Source organism: Tamaricihabitans halophyticus, from assembly GCF_004340875.1.
GTDB lineage: Bacteria > Actinomycetota > Actinomycetes > Mycobacteriales > Pseudonocardiaceae > Tamaricihabitans > Tamaricihabitans halophyticus.
Genome location: NZ_SLXQ01000017.1, coordinates 73,620 through 90,181, shown reverse-complemented (window position 1 = coordinate 90,181; position 16,562 = coordinate 73,620). Strand labels below are relative to the sequence as shown.

Sequence of the window (16,562 nt, the reverse complement as noted above, 5' to 3'; positions counted from 1 at the left end):
GAAAGAACGCGGTTACGTGGCGTGCTCGCTAGTGGACGTGGTGATCTCGATGCCTACCGCGCGCCCGCCGCGCTTTCGTGCCCTGCCAAGCAGCGTGATGATGGTGAACCAGCGGAACTTGTTGCCGTACTTCGCCGTCATCGCGCGTTTGGCCGTGCGTAGTTCGGCGGCCGGCAGCACCCGGGCCTGACCGGATCGCCATGCCGCATGCGGCACGCCATGGAAGTCCGAGGGCGCGAACTCGACCCGTGGATCGCGCCGGATCCGCCGGACCTTCCAGGAGCGAGCGGGCGTGTAGGCATACAGCTGCCCGCCGGCAGGGGCCAACCAGATCGGTGTGCACACCGCCGACCCGTCCTTGCGAAACGTCCGCAGGGCGTAGTACTCGTCGGATTCACCTGGCATGACTGGCATCTTTACCTTGCCCTGGAGAAAGGGCAAGGCACCCACGGGAACTTTTCCTGCCGTCCAGCCGACTTTCTTCTCGTGAGCGACGAATCGACGAGTGCTCCGGCTACTGGCGCGGCGGGTTCGGCCAGGCAAACCCGTGGACTGCGCGCGGACCTGCGCGCGACGGTGCCGGAGTTCCTGGTCGCCGCGCTGCTTACCGCGGGCGTGTTCGTCTTCCTTTACTTCCGGATGCGCGCCGGCCGGGCGGATACGACCGCCGTGATGCCGTTCCTTGCCGATCCGGCCGAGTTCTGGATGTACCTGCTCAGCCAGGCTTTCGGCTGGACAGGCCTACTCTGGGCTTATCTGACCGTGGTGCTCGGTCTGCTGACGTCAGGGCCTGGGCCGCGCCTACCGTGGGGTTCCGCGCGGTTGGAGCGACTACACCGGACCAGCAGCCTGTGCGCCATCGTGCTGATGCTCGCGCATGCCGTGCTCTTCCTCGCCGAACTGGTGCGCGATGCGGCCGACAAAGCGTGGCCGGCCCGGATTTTCGGCGCACTGGTCGAGACGTTCGTGCCCGGTGGATACACCAGCGGTACGGGCGCGCTTGCCATCCCGATCGGGCAGGCGGGCCTGTATCTGGCGATGCTCCTCGGCCTGACGTTCTATCTGCGCAACCGGATCGGGCCGCGTACCTGGCGCATCCTGCACCGAACCGTGATCATCAGCTACGCGCTGAGCATCTGGCACACGCTGCTTTATGGCACCAATGTGTGGTACTCGGGCTGGCCGCGCACGGTGTTGTGGGCCATCCAGATCCCGATCGTGGTGCTGCTACTCATCCGGCTGTTTCGACCGGCACGGCGCGGCGAACGGTTGCCAGCCAAGGACGCGCCGACGAAGGGGCGCCAACCACGCATTTCCCGAGCGACGCGGATCGCCGGCCGGATAGCCACGGCGTTGCTCCTGCCGATCCTGGTCTGGGTGATCGTCTCCGGTCAGGACGGTGGGCGCCCACGCGAGGAGCCCAGCAGCGTTACCCACCAACACGACTGAGCGCGTGCCGGCTAGCTGACGGTGCTGGTGTGCTCGGCTATCCACGGGCCGAGCACATCGGCGCGCGCGGCACTCTCTTCCTCCCCGTGCGGGCAAGCCGGTCCATCGACCACGGTCGCTACGAGCTCGACCGTGCCGTCGGCGCCTTCCGTGAAGTACGGCGCACCCGAATCCCACGGGCAAGCGCTGGTCTTGGCTTCAGGTTCAGAAGCCCGAATGAAGGTCAGCTCGGTGTCCACTCGACTGACGATCATCTCGCCGGTTTGCATCCGGTCCGGCCTGTCCAGCACGGTCTGCCCCGCGTCCGAGGCACCCCAACCGACCAGGCGAACGGCTTCGCCGGGTTCCGGCGCCGCGCTGGCGATCGGGATCGGTGCGACATCGGCGACCGGCGCGGCGAGCTCCCCGATCGCCACGTCCACGGCGTCGTGCTGCGCCACGTGCACCACGTCAACCGTGGCGCCGGCCGAACCGGATCGCGTCGCCTGCCCGACAGTCGCGGTGATCGGGTAATGCGGCTCGCCACTGATCCGGTTGCGGTCACCATCATGTACGCAATGCCCGGCCAAGATGATCCACTGTGGATCGATGAGAGCTCCGGAACAGGCACTCGCGTAGGCACTCCCGTCACCCCGGACAATCTCCGGCATCTCCAAGGCAGCGGAGAACCCGTACTGCCCATCTGTCCACACTGCCCTGGACGCCGTACGGGATTCGCCAGTGTCCGCACATCCGTGCGACCGTCGCGGCAATCACAGTGAGTGATCCGGTCAAACGGTGGACTTCGCCCAAAAGAAGTGCTTAGCTTAGCCTAACTTAATAACTGGGGAGAGTTTATGACTAACAGTGATCACCAGGCGCAGGATCGCTGCGCGCGGGAGTTATTCGAGAACCTGTCACCCGAAGTTCGGGCCGTTGGTGCACCGCCGATTCCGGTACTACCCGAGCCATGGCGACTGGTACCCGCCCGTGCGGACGGCACGGATCTCGACCTTGTGCACGGCTGGATGAACTCCCCGCAGGTAGCGCCTTTCTGGCAACAGGCATGGCCGCGCGAGCGGTGGGCGGCGGAGTTGCGCACCCAGCTCGCCGGCAACTACTGCCGGCCGTTCCTACTGCTACTGAATGAGCGCCCGATCGGCTACATCGAGCTGTACCGGGCGGCAAGGGACGTGGTCGCACACCACTATCCGGCCCTGCCGCACGATACTGGCCTGCACGGCGCCATTGGCGAGCCGGACCTGATCGGCCGTGGCCTCGCCTACCGGATCTGGCTGCATATGATCGAAGCGGTATTCGCCGCCGACCCGCACTGTCGCCGGATGATCACCGATCCAGCCGCCGACCATCAGGTCGCCCGACGCCTGGACGCGGCCGTGGCCCGCAAGGTCGGCGGCGCGGAACTCGGCGAGGTGGAGCTACCGCATAAACGAGCCGCGCTCTACATCTACCCGCGCACACCAGCCGACCTGCCCTGCTCCAGTGACCCGGATCGCCGGCACCCGAGCAACGTTTAGCCCGCTAAACGTTGCTAGCTGGGCACCTCGAACATGGGACGGCCCCGGCGCGCATGCCTGTAACCACACCGGGGCCGTTCGTGAATGTACAGGTGCGCTAGAGACCAGCCACGAACGCGGACCACGCGGACAAACTCACGGTGAGCCGACCAGCAGTGCGGTTCTTGGTGTCCCGGATAGCCACGGAGGCGGGATAACTGGCCACCTCTACGCAGTTGTTGCCGCCACCGCTGTAGCTACTCTTACGCCACCGGAGGGAGTTGCGGACCTCCACAACTTACCTGCCTTCCGCTTGATCAAGTACTCGGTGCAGTAGGCGCCGCGTTTCGTCCTCGGCGTGCGCCCGCTCCCACAGTAGCGTCCAGACATCACTCAATCGGGAGACGGCATCGGCATCGTCAACGAGGTGCCCGCCCACCGCGTACTCCTGATACGCGACCGGCACCGAAATGCCTTCGTCAAATGACAGCACGGTGAACGATCCGGACATGCTGGTGTGCAACCCCGCACTGTGTGGCAGCACCCGCACCGCCACATTGGGGGATTCGGCGGACGTCAAGAGATGCCGGATCTGTTCGGCGGCGATATCGGGCTCGCCGAGCGTACGCGCCAAGGCCGATTCGGAGATAATCGCCGAGAACGTCAGCGGATTCGGCGCGCTGAGCCGCTGCTGGCGACGTAACCGGGCGTCCACCAAGCGGTCGACGTCCTCTGGACTCGCCATATGCGTAGCAACTTCGTGCGTCCGCCGAACGTAAGCCCGGGTCTGCAGCAATGCTGGAATAAGTTCCAGTTCAACCGTGCGAACCTCGCGGGCATCGGTTTCCATGCCGACGTAAGACGCTAGCCAGCTCGGCAGTCGATAGGTCGCCCACCAGCCCCGCTGCGCGCCGGCTTTCCTGGTTTCCTCGAGGACTTCGCGCACCTCGGCCGGTGCCCGGTACAGGTCCATGAGCACGGTGAGATCCGGCTTGCGCGGTGAGTTCCGGCCAGACTCGATATGCCGAACTCGCGAGGGCGCGCAATCCAACACCTCGGCCACCTGCTCAACCGAGATATCTGCTTCCCGGCGAAGCCTGCGTAGCTCTTGTCCTAGCTGCTTCTTGCGGACCGTGGGACCAGGAGATTGCGACACCGAGCGATCCTACCGCTACCAGAGTCACCTGAATGGTCCCCGGTAAAATGTAGTGATACGTTTTAGCGTATCACTATGATAAGTACAGTTTGTTCGAAGAAGCGTAGCGTTCGGTCTCGCTGGTGCTCGGAGAAGGTCGGGGCACGCGGCCGCACGCACTGGGCGTACCCGTGCACGGGCTGGGAACGGGCGCGCTCATTGTGTGAAGTGGAATTCCGACCAGACTTCGTCTGGCTGGAGGCACCCACTGCCTACGAAACCATCTGCCCGGAGTGCCTCACCCGGATGTACCAGCGAGTCGGCCGGCAATGATCCTGTGGGCCTGTCGGGCGGGGCACCGGCATATGTTCTGGGCGAGCATGGTGGCCGTCGGCGAGGTCGCGGAAACGCTGTGCGGCTTAGCCTTCCGCGTCACCGTCGACGATATTCAGCTTCCCGACGAGCTATGGGAAGTGCGCCCACCGCTGTGCCCGGAGTGCGCGGCGGCCAGTTACACCGCGAAGTACGCCATGCGCCACTAGTTCGCGGTGGAGGTGCGCGCACGGGCGGGCAGCCGCAGGCCGGCGAGCACCGCGAGCAGTCCGAACCCGACAACCCACCAGAACGTGTCCGCGAAGGCCGCGGCGACCGCCGAATCCCGCGCGGCCAACCGCGCCTGCAACAGTGCCGCGAGCGCGGCCGTACCGACCGAACCACCCACGGTATTCAGCAGGTTCAACGCGCCAGCCGCGCGCGGCAACAACTCAGGATCGATTCTACTGTAGACAACGTTCATTACCGGAGCGCTGATCATCGCCGCACCCACCCCGCGAACCAGCAGCGAAAGCGCCACGAGCGCGACCGGTGGATCGTGCACCAGTTGCGTGAACACCACGGTCCCGACAACAACAAGGATAATCCCGGTACACACCAAGGTTCGCGCGGCCACGCGATCGATCGCGCGATGCACCAGCACCGAGCCAAGCGCCGCGCCGACGCCCTGCGGTGCGAGCAACATGCCAGCCTGCAACGCGGAAAGCCCAGGACCGGTCTGGAAGTACAGTGGTAGCAGGAACATCGCGCCGAACACCGACGCACCGAGCAGGAACAGTGCGATCGCGACCGAACCGAACGGCTGGCGGACGAACAACCGGGGATCGATCAGCGGGCTGTGCTTGGTCCGCACGCCATGCACCACGAACGCCACCAGCATGGCCAATCCCACCAGTAACACGGGAATCCCCGCCCTGCCATGCGAGATCTCGGTCAGCCCGAACACCAGCACCGCAAGACCAGGCGTGAGCAACATGGCACCACGTAGATCGAAGCGCGCTCGCTGCCCTGCTGCCGGCACTACCGGTACATACCGGCGGGCAAGCACGATCGTGAGCAAGCCAATCGGTAGGTTCACATAGAACAACCAGGGCCAGTCCGCGATACTCAGGATCGAGCCGCCAAGCAGCGGACCGAGCACCGGCGAAAGCAGTGGGACCACCGCGACGATACTGAGTAGCCGGCCGGTCCGATCAGGCCCCGCGATCCGCGCGAGCAACGCCTGCCCGGTAGGCGGCAGCAGCCCACCGCCCAGCCCCTGCACTACCCGGAACACCACCAAGCTGGGCAGTGACCAGGCAAGCGCGCACAGCAGGGAACCCAGCAGGAACAACGCAATCGCGAGCAGCCACACGCGACGTCCACCAAACCGGTCGGCCAACCAGCCGGAGGCCGGTACGACGGCGACGATCGCGAGCAGATACGCCGTACTGACCCACTGGATCTCGGTGACCGTGGCGTCGAAATCACCGGCAAGCGTATCGATACCAACGCTGACGATCGTCGCGTCCAATGTGGCCATAAAGGTACCGAGCACCAGGATCAGTGCGACCCGCAGCAGCGGCACGTTCGACGTAGCGGATGCTGCGCGGTTCATCGCGGCCCTGGCTTTCCATTCGGCCGATCGCCGAACACCTGCGCCAGGAACTCACCGGCAGCCTGATCCAGCGCGTCATCCCTGCCGATCGCCTCGAGCGCCGCCCGCAGATCCTCGGCAAGTCCACGCGCTTCGTCCCGACCACAGACATCCGAGCGATAGCCGAACACCGCACGCCAACCCGACTCCACCGGCATGACCGTCACGGTCACCGGATGGTGTGTCATCTCCCGGAACCGGGTGCCAAGCACGGTCAGCCCTGGCGCTGGTTCGCGCATCGCATCCGGATCGACGGGGTAGTTCTCGAACACCAGCATGCTGTCGAAAAGCCGGTCCCGACCGGCAGCCCTGGCCAGCTCGGCAACGTCCACCTGCTGATGCTCCACAATGGCCTGCTGGCGCTCCTGTAGCTCGGTCAATGCCTCAGCCATGGTGCCGCACAGCCGCGCCCGCACCGGCACCGTATTGGCGAGCAGACCAATGATCTCCTCCACCCCATCGACGGCGGCGGAACGGCCGGACACCATGGCACCAAAGCACACGTCACGACGACCGGAATGCGCCGCGAGCACGCTCGACCATGCGCCCTGCAACAAGGTGTTCACGGTCCAGCCACGCGCAGCGGCCAGCCGGGTCAGCTCGTCGACCAGCTCGCTGGCGAACTCCACCAGCACCGGCTCCGGCCGGTCTGGCACCGCGGCCCCGACCGAGCGCTCGCCGATCAGATAGTTCCCCTCGCCCAATCCGTCCAGTTCGGACGTCCAAGCGCGCAGCTCGGCGGCGCGGTCGCGGGCGGTGAACCACCGCAGGAACGCGGTGAGCGGGACGGGCGCCGGCAACACAGTCCCTGCCGGGTCACCCGAGGCGCGTGCCGCGTAATGCCGGAACAACTCGCCGAGGATACGCGGCGCCGACCAGCCGTCCGAAAGGACGTGGTGGCTGGTGAGCACCACCTCTGCCCGATCGGCGCCGCACCGGAGCACGGTCAGCCGCATCGGCGGTCCGGTGGTCAGCTCCAGCGGTTCCGCGAGATCTTCGGCAAGTGCTCGATCGATGTCCGGCTGCTCGGCGGACTCGGACAGCTCCACGAGCCGGCATTCCGGCGCGATATTGGCCGGGATCACCTGCAGCGCGGTCAATCCCGGTTCGTCCGGAAAGACCGCACCGAGGTTGGGGTGCCGTGCGACCAGATCCGCACCTGCCGCGTGCAAGGCCGGCACATCCAGCTTGCCGGCGATCGTGAAGGTGGATTGCACGGTGTAGGGATCGGGGCGATCCCCAGTCCGTGCCCGTGATTCCCGCAGCATCACCGATTGCAGTGGGGTCAGTGGCAGCACATCAACAGCTCCGTAGCGCTGTTCCAACGTGTCCACAGCAGACTGTGTCAGCTCGACGAGTGGGAAGTCTGCTGGACTGTGCCCTGCTCCGGCAAGCACCTCGGGCTCGGTTGCCAGTCGAGTCAGTGCGATGCGCAGCAGTTCGGCGAGTTCAGTGATCCGTTCCGCGCTGAACAGCGCGGCCGGCCAGGTGAGCCGGATGCCGAGTGCGTCGCCGGCACCGTTGTCGCGTACCAAGGCGTTGATCATCAACGGATGCGGTAGCGGCAGTTCATCGGATCCGGACCCGAGTGGATCTGCGTCCGGCGCCGGCTGCCAAGGCGTTGTCTTCTCCGGAGCGCCAGCGAACCGGCCGAGGTAGTTCCAGCTCAGCCACGGTTGCGCGAGGCCATCGAGCGGCCGGTCCGCCGCACCGGCGAGTATTCCGTAACCCAGCCCGTCGCCGTGCGCGTGCAACTGCTCCTTCACCGCTTTCAGCGCGGCCGACAGTGCCCCGGCCGGCAGTACCAGCCTGGCGGGGTACATCGCGGTGAACCAGCCGACGGTCTGCGCCAGATCGACCGGTTCGGCAAGGTCCGGGGTATGCGGCGGGCGTCCATGGCTTTCCAGTGCTACCAACAGTTCCGGCTCGTCGTCCAGCCAATCCCGTACCGCCATGGTCAGCGCCGTGAGCGCGATCGCGTCCGGCGTGGCGTGATAGGCCGATGGCAGCGTGGTGAGCAGCGTATGCGTGTTCGCCGCGTCCAGCCAGAGCTCCTGGTGCAGTGCGGTAGCAGCGGTGTCCCTGACCGGATCAAGCTCCACGTGACCGTGCGCACCCTGGCCGGAAAGTACCTGTCGCCAGTGCGCCAGTTCGTTCCGGCGCGCCGGCTCGGCCGCGCGCAGCGACCGCGCCCAGCCAAGGAAGGACTGCCCGTACCTGGGCAGCTCCGGCACCTCCACCCGACCGGATCCGGTTACGGTCGCGCTGGCATAGGCGCGCGCCACATCATCCAGCAGGATCCGCCAGGAAACGCCGTCCACTACGAGGTGATGAGCGAGCAGCGCGAGTCGGCCCGGCCGGTGTTCGCCCGCATCGGCCCAGATGGCGTGCACCAGTGGACCGGTCCAGCCGTCCATCCGCTGGCGCGCGGCGGCCAGCTGGCCGTCCAGCACCGCGCGCGGATTGTCGAGTTCGGACAGTTCAATCCTGGTGAGTACCTGCGCGCCGGTCAGCTCACCAGGCTCGGGAATGCGCAGCACCGGCGCGTCCGGTTCGGCTAGCCGCGCCCGCAGGACGTCGTGTCTCGCGAGGATCGCGTCGAGCACCGCCTGCCAGATGGCCACCGAGCCACCAGCCGGTACGCAGATCTCCACCCACTGGCAGAACCCGTCGATCGAGTCAGCAGCCAGCAGGTTACGCATGATCGGTGTCAGCGGGGCATCCCCTGTGGCCGGTACCTGCTGCTCGCCTCCGGCTCGCTCCTGTGCGCGCGCCGCCATCCCGGCTATCGTGCCGCCGTCGAAAACATCACGGGGTGACAGCTGTAGCCCCTCACGCCGCGCACGCGAAACGATCTGCAGCGACATGATGCTGTCGCCACCAGCGTCCAGGAACGTGTCATCGAGGTTGATCCGCTCATCGCCCATGACCGCGCGAACCACGGCGAGCAGCACCGCCTCGGCGGGAGTAGCCGGCTCCCGCGCCTGCGTCGCGGCACCCGCGTCCGGCACGGGCAGCGCGGCGCGGTCCAGTTTGCCGCTCGGACCGAGCGGCAACGCGGGCAACTCGACCAGTGCGGCGGGCAGCATATGGGCTGGCAGCTCGCGCGCAAGATACTCGCGGACCTCGTCGAGCGCGAGGCGCGCACCGGCAGCGGGGACAAGATAGCCGACCAGCCGCCGCTCGCCTGGCCGGTCCTCGCGGACGATTACCGCGCAGCCACGCACATCCTGGTGTCTACCGAGGACGGTTTCGATCTCGGTCAGCTCGATGCGGAAGCCACGCAGCTTGACCTGATCGTCCGCGCGGCCAAGGAAGGCAAGTTGGCCGTCGGGACGCCAGCTCACCAGATCACCGGTGCGATACATCCGGGTGCCTGCCGGCCCGAACGGATCCGCGAGGAAGGACCGCGCGGTCAGCCCTGGCTGCCGGAGGTACCCGCGCGCGAGCTTCGAACCACTCAGGTACAACTCGCCGGTAATACCGACGCCGACCGGCTGTAGCCCAGCATCCAGTACATAGGCACGGATATTCGGGTCGGGCCGACCGATCGGCAACGGCCCCGGATCGTCTGGCGCATACCGCCAGGTAACCGCGTTGATCATGGCTTCGGTGGGCCCGTAACAGTTGACCAGGCCGCGCCGGTCACCCCATCGGCTGGCCAGCGCGGGATCCAGTCGTTCCGCGCCGACCAGCAGCAGGACCTCAGGATCAAGTGGACGATCATCGGGCATCGCGGCCAAAAAGGACGGCAGCAGGTTCACGGAAGTCACCCGATGTTCGGCAATGTAGTCCAGCAGCTCGTTGCCGGGCACCCGCACCTCATCCGGCGCGATTACGCAGGTCCCGCCGGCAAGCAGGGGCAGCAGGATCTGCGCGATCGAAACGTCGAAACCCGGCGAGGCGAAGTGCAACAACCGTTCCTGCTCGGCGAGACCGAAACCCTCGTCGAGCAACGCGGCAAGATCGGGGAAACCGCGATGCGGCACCGCGACGCCCTTCGGTCGCCCGGTGGTTCCCGAGGTGTAGATGACGTAGGCAAGCGCGTCCTCGGTGAGCTCAGCACGCGCCCAGTCCGGATCGGCGTAGCACCGCTCGGCCGGCTCTCGCAGGGTCACCGGATCATCCAGCCGCAGCACCGGGATCGCGGCCGGAAGCGCATCGCCATGCGCGGCGAGCGCTGCCGCGCTGGTTACCGCGGCAGCTGGCGCGGCATCGGTGAACATGTACGCCAGCCGATCGACCGGATAGCTCAGATCCATGGGCAGGTAGACCGCGCCGGCCTTGAGCACACCGAGCAGTGCGATCACCATCTCGATATCGCGCTCGAGGAGGACCGCGACCTGCTGTTGTGGTCGCACGCCACTGGCGAGTAGCGCCTGGGCAAGAAGATTGGCCAGGCGATCCAGTTCGGCGTAGCTCAGGCTGCGCTCGCGACAGACCACCGCTTCCGCGTCTGGCCGGTCCCGCACCCAGTTGCCGATCTCGGTGAGCAGATCGGCTCGTGGCCGGGCCGGCGCGCTCCCCGTTCCCGCGCGCAGCAGTCCGGCCCGCTCGGTGTCGTCCAAGGTTCGCAGTCGAGCGACTGGCAGGCTGGGGTCGGCGATCATCTCGGCGAGTAGGTTCCGCAGCCAGCGCGCGTAGTCGCGCACGGTGTCCGCGGTGAACACCTGTGGCTGGTAACCGAACCCGAGAGTTATCTCCTCCCCCGGAATGACTACCAGCGTAAGCGAGTAGTGCGTGGCATCCGTTATGTCCACTCCGGACAGATTCAATCCGGACTCGACATTGACCTGATTTCGATTGGACAGCGGGAAGTTCTCCATCACCAGCATCGTGTCGAACAGGTCGCCAACCCCTGCCGACCGCTGGATATCCGGCAGCCCGACGTAGTGGTGTTCGGCCAGCTCGACGCTCTGCGCGTGCACCGCGCCAAGCACGCTGTCCACCGGATCCCCTTGCGCATAGCGCACCCGAACCACAATGGTGTTCCCCAGCTGACCGATCATCGACTCGACACCGGCGACTTCGGCTGGCCGACCGGAAACGGGGCAGCCGAACAGTACGTCGCGCCGCCCGGTGAGTCGACCGAGTAGCAGGCCCCAGGCCGTCTGCAACACCGAGGTGAGCGTGCAGCCCCGCGATCGCGCGAAGTCGCCCAATTGGGCACTGAACTCGCGGCCAAGATCGAGAGTGATCCGGCCCGGCTGTTCGACGGCACGATCGGTACTCGCGGGTGCCAGCCGGGTGCCATCATCCACGCCAGCCAGTGCTTGCCGCCAGGCGGCGAGCGAGGTTTCCCTGTCCTGCTTGGCCAACCAGTGATAGTACCCGGTTAGTGGAGCCCCGGTCGGCGCCGCCGGCCCGCCGCCGAGTTCCGCGTAGATGGCCAGCAGGGTTCGGCCGACCAGCGGCATCGACCAGCCGTCAAGCAGCGCGTGGTGATTGGTGATGGCGAGCCGGTGCTCGGTAGGGGTGATGGTGCACAGCAGGAACCGGATCAGCGGTGGCTTGTTCGGATCGAACGGTCGAGTCAGCTCCGCGCGGGCGTGGTTGGCACACCGCGCGGCGCGCTCCTCGGATGGTTCAGCGGAAAGGTCAACCTGTCGCCAGTCCAAGCACACATCGGCAGGGACAACCTGCACAGCCGTATCGTCCAACGTGCTCGCCAGATGGATGCGCAAGGCAGGATGCCGGCGTAGCAGTTCGGTGGCCGCCGCGGCCATCCGGTCCGCGTCCAGCGCGCCGGTCAGCGTGGTCATCGCCTGTACGACATAGACATCGGCGTCCTGCTCGCCGCGAACCAAACTGTGAAACGTCAACCCGGCCTGCAACGCCGTCGCTGGTAGCACATCGGCGATCCGCCGGTCGCGCTGCAGAGCGTCGAGACTCGACTGGTCGATGCCGGACATGGTCAGATCAGCCGGGCTCAGCCCAGCCCATTCGGCGCCACTGCCATCCGGTCCAATGCGCGCCGCATGCGCGGTCAGCGCGGCAAGTGCGGCCGCCCAACCCCGTTGCAGGGCGGTCACGGTCTCGCCGGCAAGCAGCCGGCCCGCCGCGGTCCACTCCACGGCAAGCCGCGCACCGGCTACTTCCTCGTGCACGAAACAGTTCAGCGCGAGCACCTGTTCCAGCGCCTTGTCCTCGGGTTCGAGCACGGCGAACGCGTCGCGTTCGGACAGCTGCCAGCCGGTGCCAGGTAATGCGGTGAATCGGCCCAGATAGTTCAGCAGTACCTCGGGTGCCGGCGTGGCCGCGAACGGCGCCTCGGCGTCCAGGTAACGCAGTACGCCGTAGCCGATCCCGCCGTCCGGCACCGCCCGCTTCGCCTCCTTGACGGCTCGCAGTAACCGGCCGACCGCAGCTCCCCCGGCAAGCGCGTCGAGCAGATCCTCACCGGCGAGTACTTGCTCGGCCGGTAGCCGCACCGGGTATTCACTGGTGAACCAGCCAACAGTGCCGGAAAGGTCCACATCTTCGGCAAGCTGTTCGCGCCCGTGCCCTTCGACGGTGACCGCCATGGCTGGGTTCGCCGGGCGGTTGGCGTGCCGTTGCCAGTACCGCAGTGCGAGCAACAACCCGGTCAGCAGCACCTCATCCACGCCGGCCCGGTAAGCGCCGGGCAGCGTCTGCAACAGCGCGGCCGTCTCCTCGGCAGAGGCCGTAGTCCCGGACTTGTGCGCGGTACCGCCGGTATCCAACTTCGGGTCCAGCTCGGCGCAGCCAAGTGGCCGGCAAGCCGGTTCGAGTGCCCGTGCCCAGAAGGCACGCTCGGCGTGCCGCGCACCGGTAGCGCCCTGTTCAGCGAGCAGCCGCGCATGTCGGCGCCAGGAGGTGCTTGCCGGCATCTGCTCGGCCAGCGTTCCGGAGCACGCGGCATGCAGCTCCGGCAGCAGCACCCGCCAGGATACCCCGTCGATCACCAGGTGATGCGCGAGAACCAGCAGCCGGTCCGGCTCGGACTGTCCGGTTCGGATCAACGCGATCCGCAGCATATCCCCGGAAACCGGATCAAGCTCGGCCGCAAGGTCCACGGCGAGCTGAGCAGGCTCGGGCGCGCCGGCATCCGGCAGTTGGTGCTCGCTGACCATCCGGTCCGGCGTGGCCCGCGGATCAATCACGAGTTGCCGCTCCGGGGTCAACCGGAGCCGCAGCGCGGCATGCCGTTCGAGTACGGCACGCACGCCCGCGAGCAAGGCAGGCAGGGAAAGCGGCTCCGTCACGCTGAGCGCGGTCCATTGTGCATAACCGGCGATCCGCGCCAGCTCCGGATGCGGATCCAGCAAGCCGCGCACGATGGGCGGCGCGGGCACCATGCCAACCGGTTCGTCCTTGGCTACCGTGCCGGCCGTCTCGGTCAGGGTTTCCGCAAGCGCCGCGAAGGTTCGGCCAGCGAGCAGTTCCCGTGGACGCAGCTCCAAACCGTGGGCGCGTAGCCGGCTGCTCACCCCGATCGCGCTGATGCTGTCCCCGCCAAGGCCGAAGAAGTCCGCATCCACGCTGACCTCGTCGACCTCGAACACTTCGGCAACGGCAGCGCACAGCAGCCGTTCCCGCTCGGTGCTGGCCGTCCTGCCCGCTGTTCTTGCTTGTGGGGCAGGTAACGCGGCGCGGTCCAGTTTCCCGTTGCTGGTTCGTGGTAACTCGCCGAGCAGCACCACCACGGAGGGCACCAGCTGTTCCGGCAGCCGTTCGGCGAGCGCGCCGCGTACCGATTCGGGCGTCAGGGTGTCGTCACTCGCAACCACGTAGCCGACCAACCTGGCCGGGCCAGCCTCGGTACGGATCACCGCGGCGGCCGCGCGCACACCAGGCAGTGTGCCGAGGGCGGCTTCCACCTCGCCGAGTTCCACCCGGTGGCCCCGAATCTTCACCTGATCATCGGCGCGACCGAGATAATCCAGCCCACGATCGGGTATCCAGCGCGCCAGATCGCCAGTCCGGTACATCCGTTCGCCCGCACCGGCGAACGGATCGGCGACGAAGCGCTCCGCGGTGCTCGCCCTGCGGCGCAGGTAACCACGGGTCAGCTGCGGCCCCGCGAGATACAGCTCGCCAACCGCGCCAGGTGCTACCGGCCGCAACGCGTTGTCCAGCACGTAGGCCCTGGTGCCAGCCAGTGGCTGGCCGATCGTTGGGTGATCGCCAGCGATCCTGGCGGCTGCGCTGTCCACTGTGGCTTCGGTAGGGCCGTACATGTTCCGCGCTGCTACACCGGATTCCACCACTGTCCGCCAGAGCGCGGGTGGGGTGGCTTCGCCACCAAGGATCAACAGCGCCGGCCGGTGTTCCCCGGTGAGCAGCCCCGCCTCGATCAGGGGCGCGGCCATGGAGGGCGTAGTGTCCACCACGTCGATGCGATCGTCCGTGTAGGCGGCGAGCAGTGCGTCCGCATCCCGGGCAAGATCGGTGTCGTAGAGGTGCAGTTCGTGCCCGCAGAGCAGCCATTGCAGCTGGTCAAAGGCGGAGTCGAAGGCGAACGAATAGGTGTGCGCGATACGCAGCCTGCGCCCGGCCGCCTGCCGTGCCTCGGCGACGAGCGTCCCGCGATGATGGTGCAACAGTCGCGCGAGTCCGCCGGTGGTGCCGAGTACGCCCTTGGGCCGACCTGTCGAACCCGAGGTGTAGATCAGGTACGCGAGTTGCGCGGGATTCCGGGGCGCGGCCAGTTCTGCCTGGCTCAGTGGGGTGTCGGCCAGCTGGGCCAGCTCCGCGTGCGTTTGCTCGGTATCCAGCGTAAGCCGCGCATAGCCTTCGCTCGGCGCTGCCGACGCGGTGGTGTCCAACACCAGTGCGGGTTGCGCATCAACCAGCAGCCCGCGCAACCGGTCCTCGGGATACGCCAGGTCAAGCGGTAGGAACGCGGCGCCCGCGTCCAGCACCGCGAGCAGCGCGACGACCAGGTCCGTGGACCGGGGCAACGCGAGCGCGACGACATCGTCGGGCCCGATCGATCGGGCCCGCAGCGCCCGGGCCAACCGGTGTACGCGTGCGGCAAGTTCACCAGTGCTCAGCCGATCCGTGCCGTGCACCAGCGCGGTCCGCGCTGGTGTGGCCGCGGCTAGCTCGTCCAGTGCTACCGGCCAGTCCACCGGAGTTCCGGCCGGCGCGGGTACCGTCCATTCGGCAAGCAGCCGGTCCCGCTGCGCGGGTTCGATCAGCTCGACCGCACCCACCGGTGGGGTTCGCTGGCTGCTCAGTTCGGCCAGCATGCCACGCATCGCGGTCAACAGCCGGTCCACATCGGACCGGCTGTGCGTGCGCGCGTCCACTTCGAAGCCGAGCAGCAGACCACCGTCGGTGGTGGGCAGTACGCTCAGCCCGAGATCTTCTGGAGGTCCACCCGCGACATTGCGCAGTATCCCGGTGGCGCCGGCGAAATCGATGGTGAGGTCGAAGGCCTTCAGGTTGACGCCCCGACCGTGCAGCAGTGCGCCCGCACCCGGGGTAGCGAGATCCTGCGGCAGGTTCTCCCCGCGATAGCGTTGGTGCGCACGCATTTCCCGTAACGCCGTGGCAACCTGCTGACTCAGTTCGGGTAGCCGGTCGGCGCCGCGCACGGTCAACCGCAGGGGCAATACGTTGACCGCCATCGCGGGGGTCCGGAGCGCAACGCCGGTACGGCACATCAGCGGCAGCGCGAAAACGATATCGGTCTGTCCCTGCAACCGGTGCAGAAAGGCCGCGTAGCAGGCGATCAACGCCTCACCCCAGGTGGTTCCCGCGTCCTCGGCGACCTGGCGCAGCTGAGCGAGCTCCGCGGCACCGATCGTCGCCCGCGCGGTATGCGTCGCCTCCGGCGCGCCCGTCGTGGTTTCGGTGGGCCCGCCGAGTTCGGGCAGCGGACTGAGCCGATCCAGCCAGTACGCCCGGTCCTTGGTGAACTGTTCACTGGCCAAGTACTGCTGATCTGCCTCGACCAGGTCAGTGAAGCGGCCGAACGGGCAGGCCGGTGGTTGCGTACCGGTGACGGCCGCGGTGTAGTGCGCCGCGGCGCGGCGGGCCAGCATCGCGGCGGTGTAGCCGTCGAACACCAGATGATGACCGAGCTGGGTGTACCAGACCACACTGTCGCTCAGCCGGATGATCGTGCAGGAGTACAGCTGGCGATCCACCATCTCCCGGCACGCATCGGCGGCGCGCAGCCGCTCGGCGGTGACGATCCGCTCGGCAGCGGCCGCCGGATCCGGCTCCGCCCGCAGGTCCACGACTTCCGGGACCGGTATCGGCTCGGTGCTGATCCGCTGGCGCGGCCCTTCCGGCGTATCGAAAACCCGCAGTCGCAGGCTTTCCGCTTCGGCGATGGTATTCCGGATGGCCGCGGCAAGCTGGTCGAGCTGGACCGGCTCGGTTCCGGAGATCTCCACTACATCCCCGACCAGATAGAACCGCGAATCCGGTTCGAGTCGCTGGGCATTCCAGATGCCAAGCTGAGCGCTGGTCAGCGCCAGCAGCGTTTCGGTGGAATGCGTGGAATGGCGCGATTCGACGTGCGCGGTACTCAACGCGT

Annotated in this window: 9 protein-coding genes; 3 read left to right on the top strand and 6 right to left on the bottom strand. The window is 67.1% G+C overall.

What is annotated here, in order from left to right:
- Window positions 1-12: 12 nt before the first annotated feature.
- A complete protein-coding gene (locus EV191_RS26010; RefSeq protein ID WP_165913105.1) occupies window positions 13-405 on the bottom strand; it encodes a PPOX class F420-dependent oxidoreductase in 393 nt (130 codons plus the stop codon).
- Window positions 406-486: 81 nt separating this feature from the next.
- On the opposite strand from EV191_RS26010, the gene EV191_RS26005 reads away from it, so the two are divergent.
- Window positions 487-1,449: a ferric reductase-like transmembrane domain-containing protein gene (locus EV191_RS26005; RefSeq protein ID WP_165913104.1), complete on the top strand. Its 963-nt coding sequence runs from the start codon at window positions 487-489 to the stop codon at window positions 1,447-1,449.
- 11 nt (window positions 1,450-1,460) lie between these two features.
- Here the strand turns inward: EV191_RS26005 and EV191_RS26000 are convergent, their stop codons facing one another.
- Complete coding sequence (locus EV191_RS26000; protein ID WP_165913103.1) at window positions 1,461-2,099, bottom strand: trypsin-like serine protease; 639 nt, start codon at window positions 2,097-2,099, stop codon at window positions 1,461-1,463.
- 186 nt (window positions 2,100-2,285) lie between these two features.
- On the opposite strand from EV191_RS26000, the gene EV191_RS25995 reads away from it, so the two are divergent.
- Window positions 2,286-2,966: a GNAT family N-acetyltransferase gene (locus EV191_RS25995; protein WP_132880263.1), complete on the top strand. Its 681-nt coding sequence runs from the start codon at window positions 2,286-2,288 to the stop codon at window positions 2,964-2,966.
- A gap of 97 nt (window positions 2,967-3,063) precedes the next feature.
- Here the strand turns inward: EV191_RS25995 and EV191_RS25990 are convergent, their stop codons facing one another.
- Both EV191_RS25990 and EV191_RS25985 read right to left on the bottom strand, forming a co-directional pair.
- Window positions 3,064-3,240, bottom strand: a complete 177-nt coding sequence (locus tag EV191_RS25990) for a DUF397 domain-containing protein (RefSeq protein ID WP_132880261.1) — start codon at window positions 3,238-3,240, stop codon at window positions 3,064-3,066.
- 3 nt (window positions 3,241-3,243) lie between these two features.
- A complete protein-coding gene (locus EV191_RS25985) occupies window positions 3,244-4,101 on the bottom strand; it encodes a helix-turn-helix domain-containing protein (protein WP_132880260.1) in 858 nt (285 codons plus the stop codon).
- A gap of 308 nt (window positions 4,102-4,409) precedes the next feature.
- Here EV191_RS25985 and EV191_RS25980 point away from each other — a divergent pair, with 308 nt between their 5' ends.
- The gene (locus EV191_RS25980; RefSeq protein WP_132880258.1) at window positions 4,410-4,622 is read left to right on the top strand and encodes a hypothetical protein; all 213 of its coding nucleotides are present in this window, start codon (window positions 4,410-4,412) and stop codon (window positions 4,620-4,622) included.
- Here EV191_RS25980 and EV191_RS25975 read toward each other — a convergent pair.
- Together EV191_RS25975 and EV191_RS25970 are read right to left on the bottom strand one after the other, a co-directional pair.
- Window positions 4,619-6,010 (bottom strand): DHA2 family efflux MFS transporter permease subunit, encoded by a 1,392-nt coding sequence (locus tag EV191_RS25975; protein ID WP_132880256.1) that lies wholly within the window; start codon window positions 6,008-6,010, stop codon window positions 4,619-4,621. The two genes, EV191_RS25980 and EV191_RS25975, sit on opposite strands and share 4 nt — an antisense overlap.
- Window positions 6,007-16,557, bottom strand: coding sequence for a non-ribosomal peptide synthetase (locus EV191_RS25970; RefSeq protein WP_243659238.1), 10,551 nt, complete (start codon window positions 16,555-16,557; stop codon window positions 6,007-6,009). Before EV191_RS25970 ends, EV191_RS25975 begins: the two co-directional genes overlap by 4 nt.
- Window positions 16,558-16,562 lie beyond the last annotated feature (5 nt).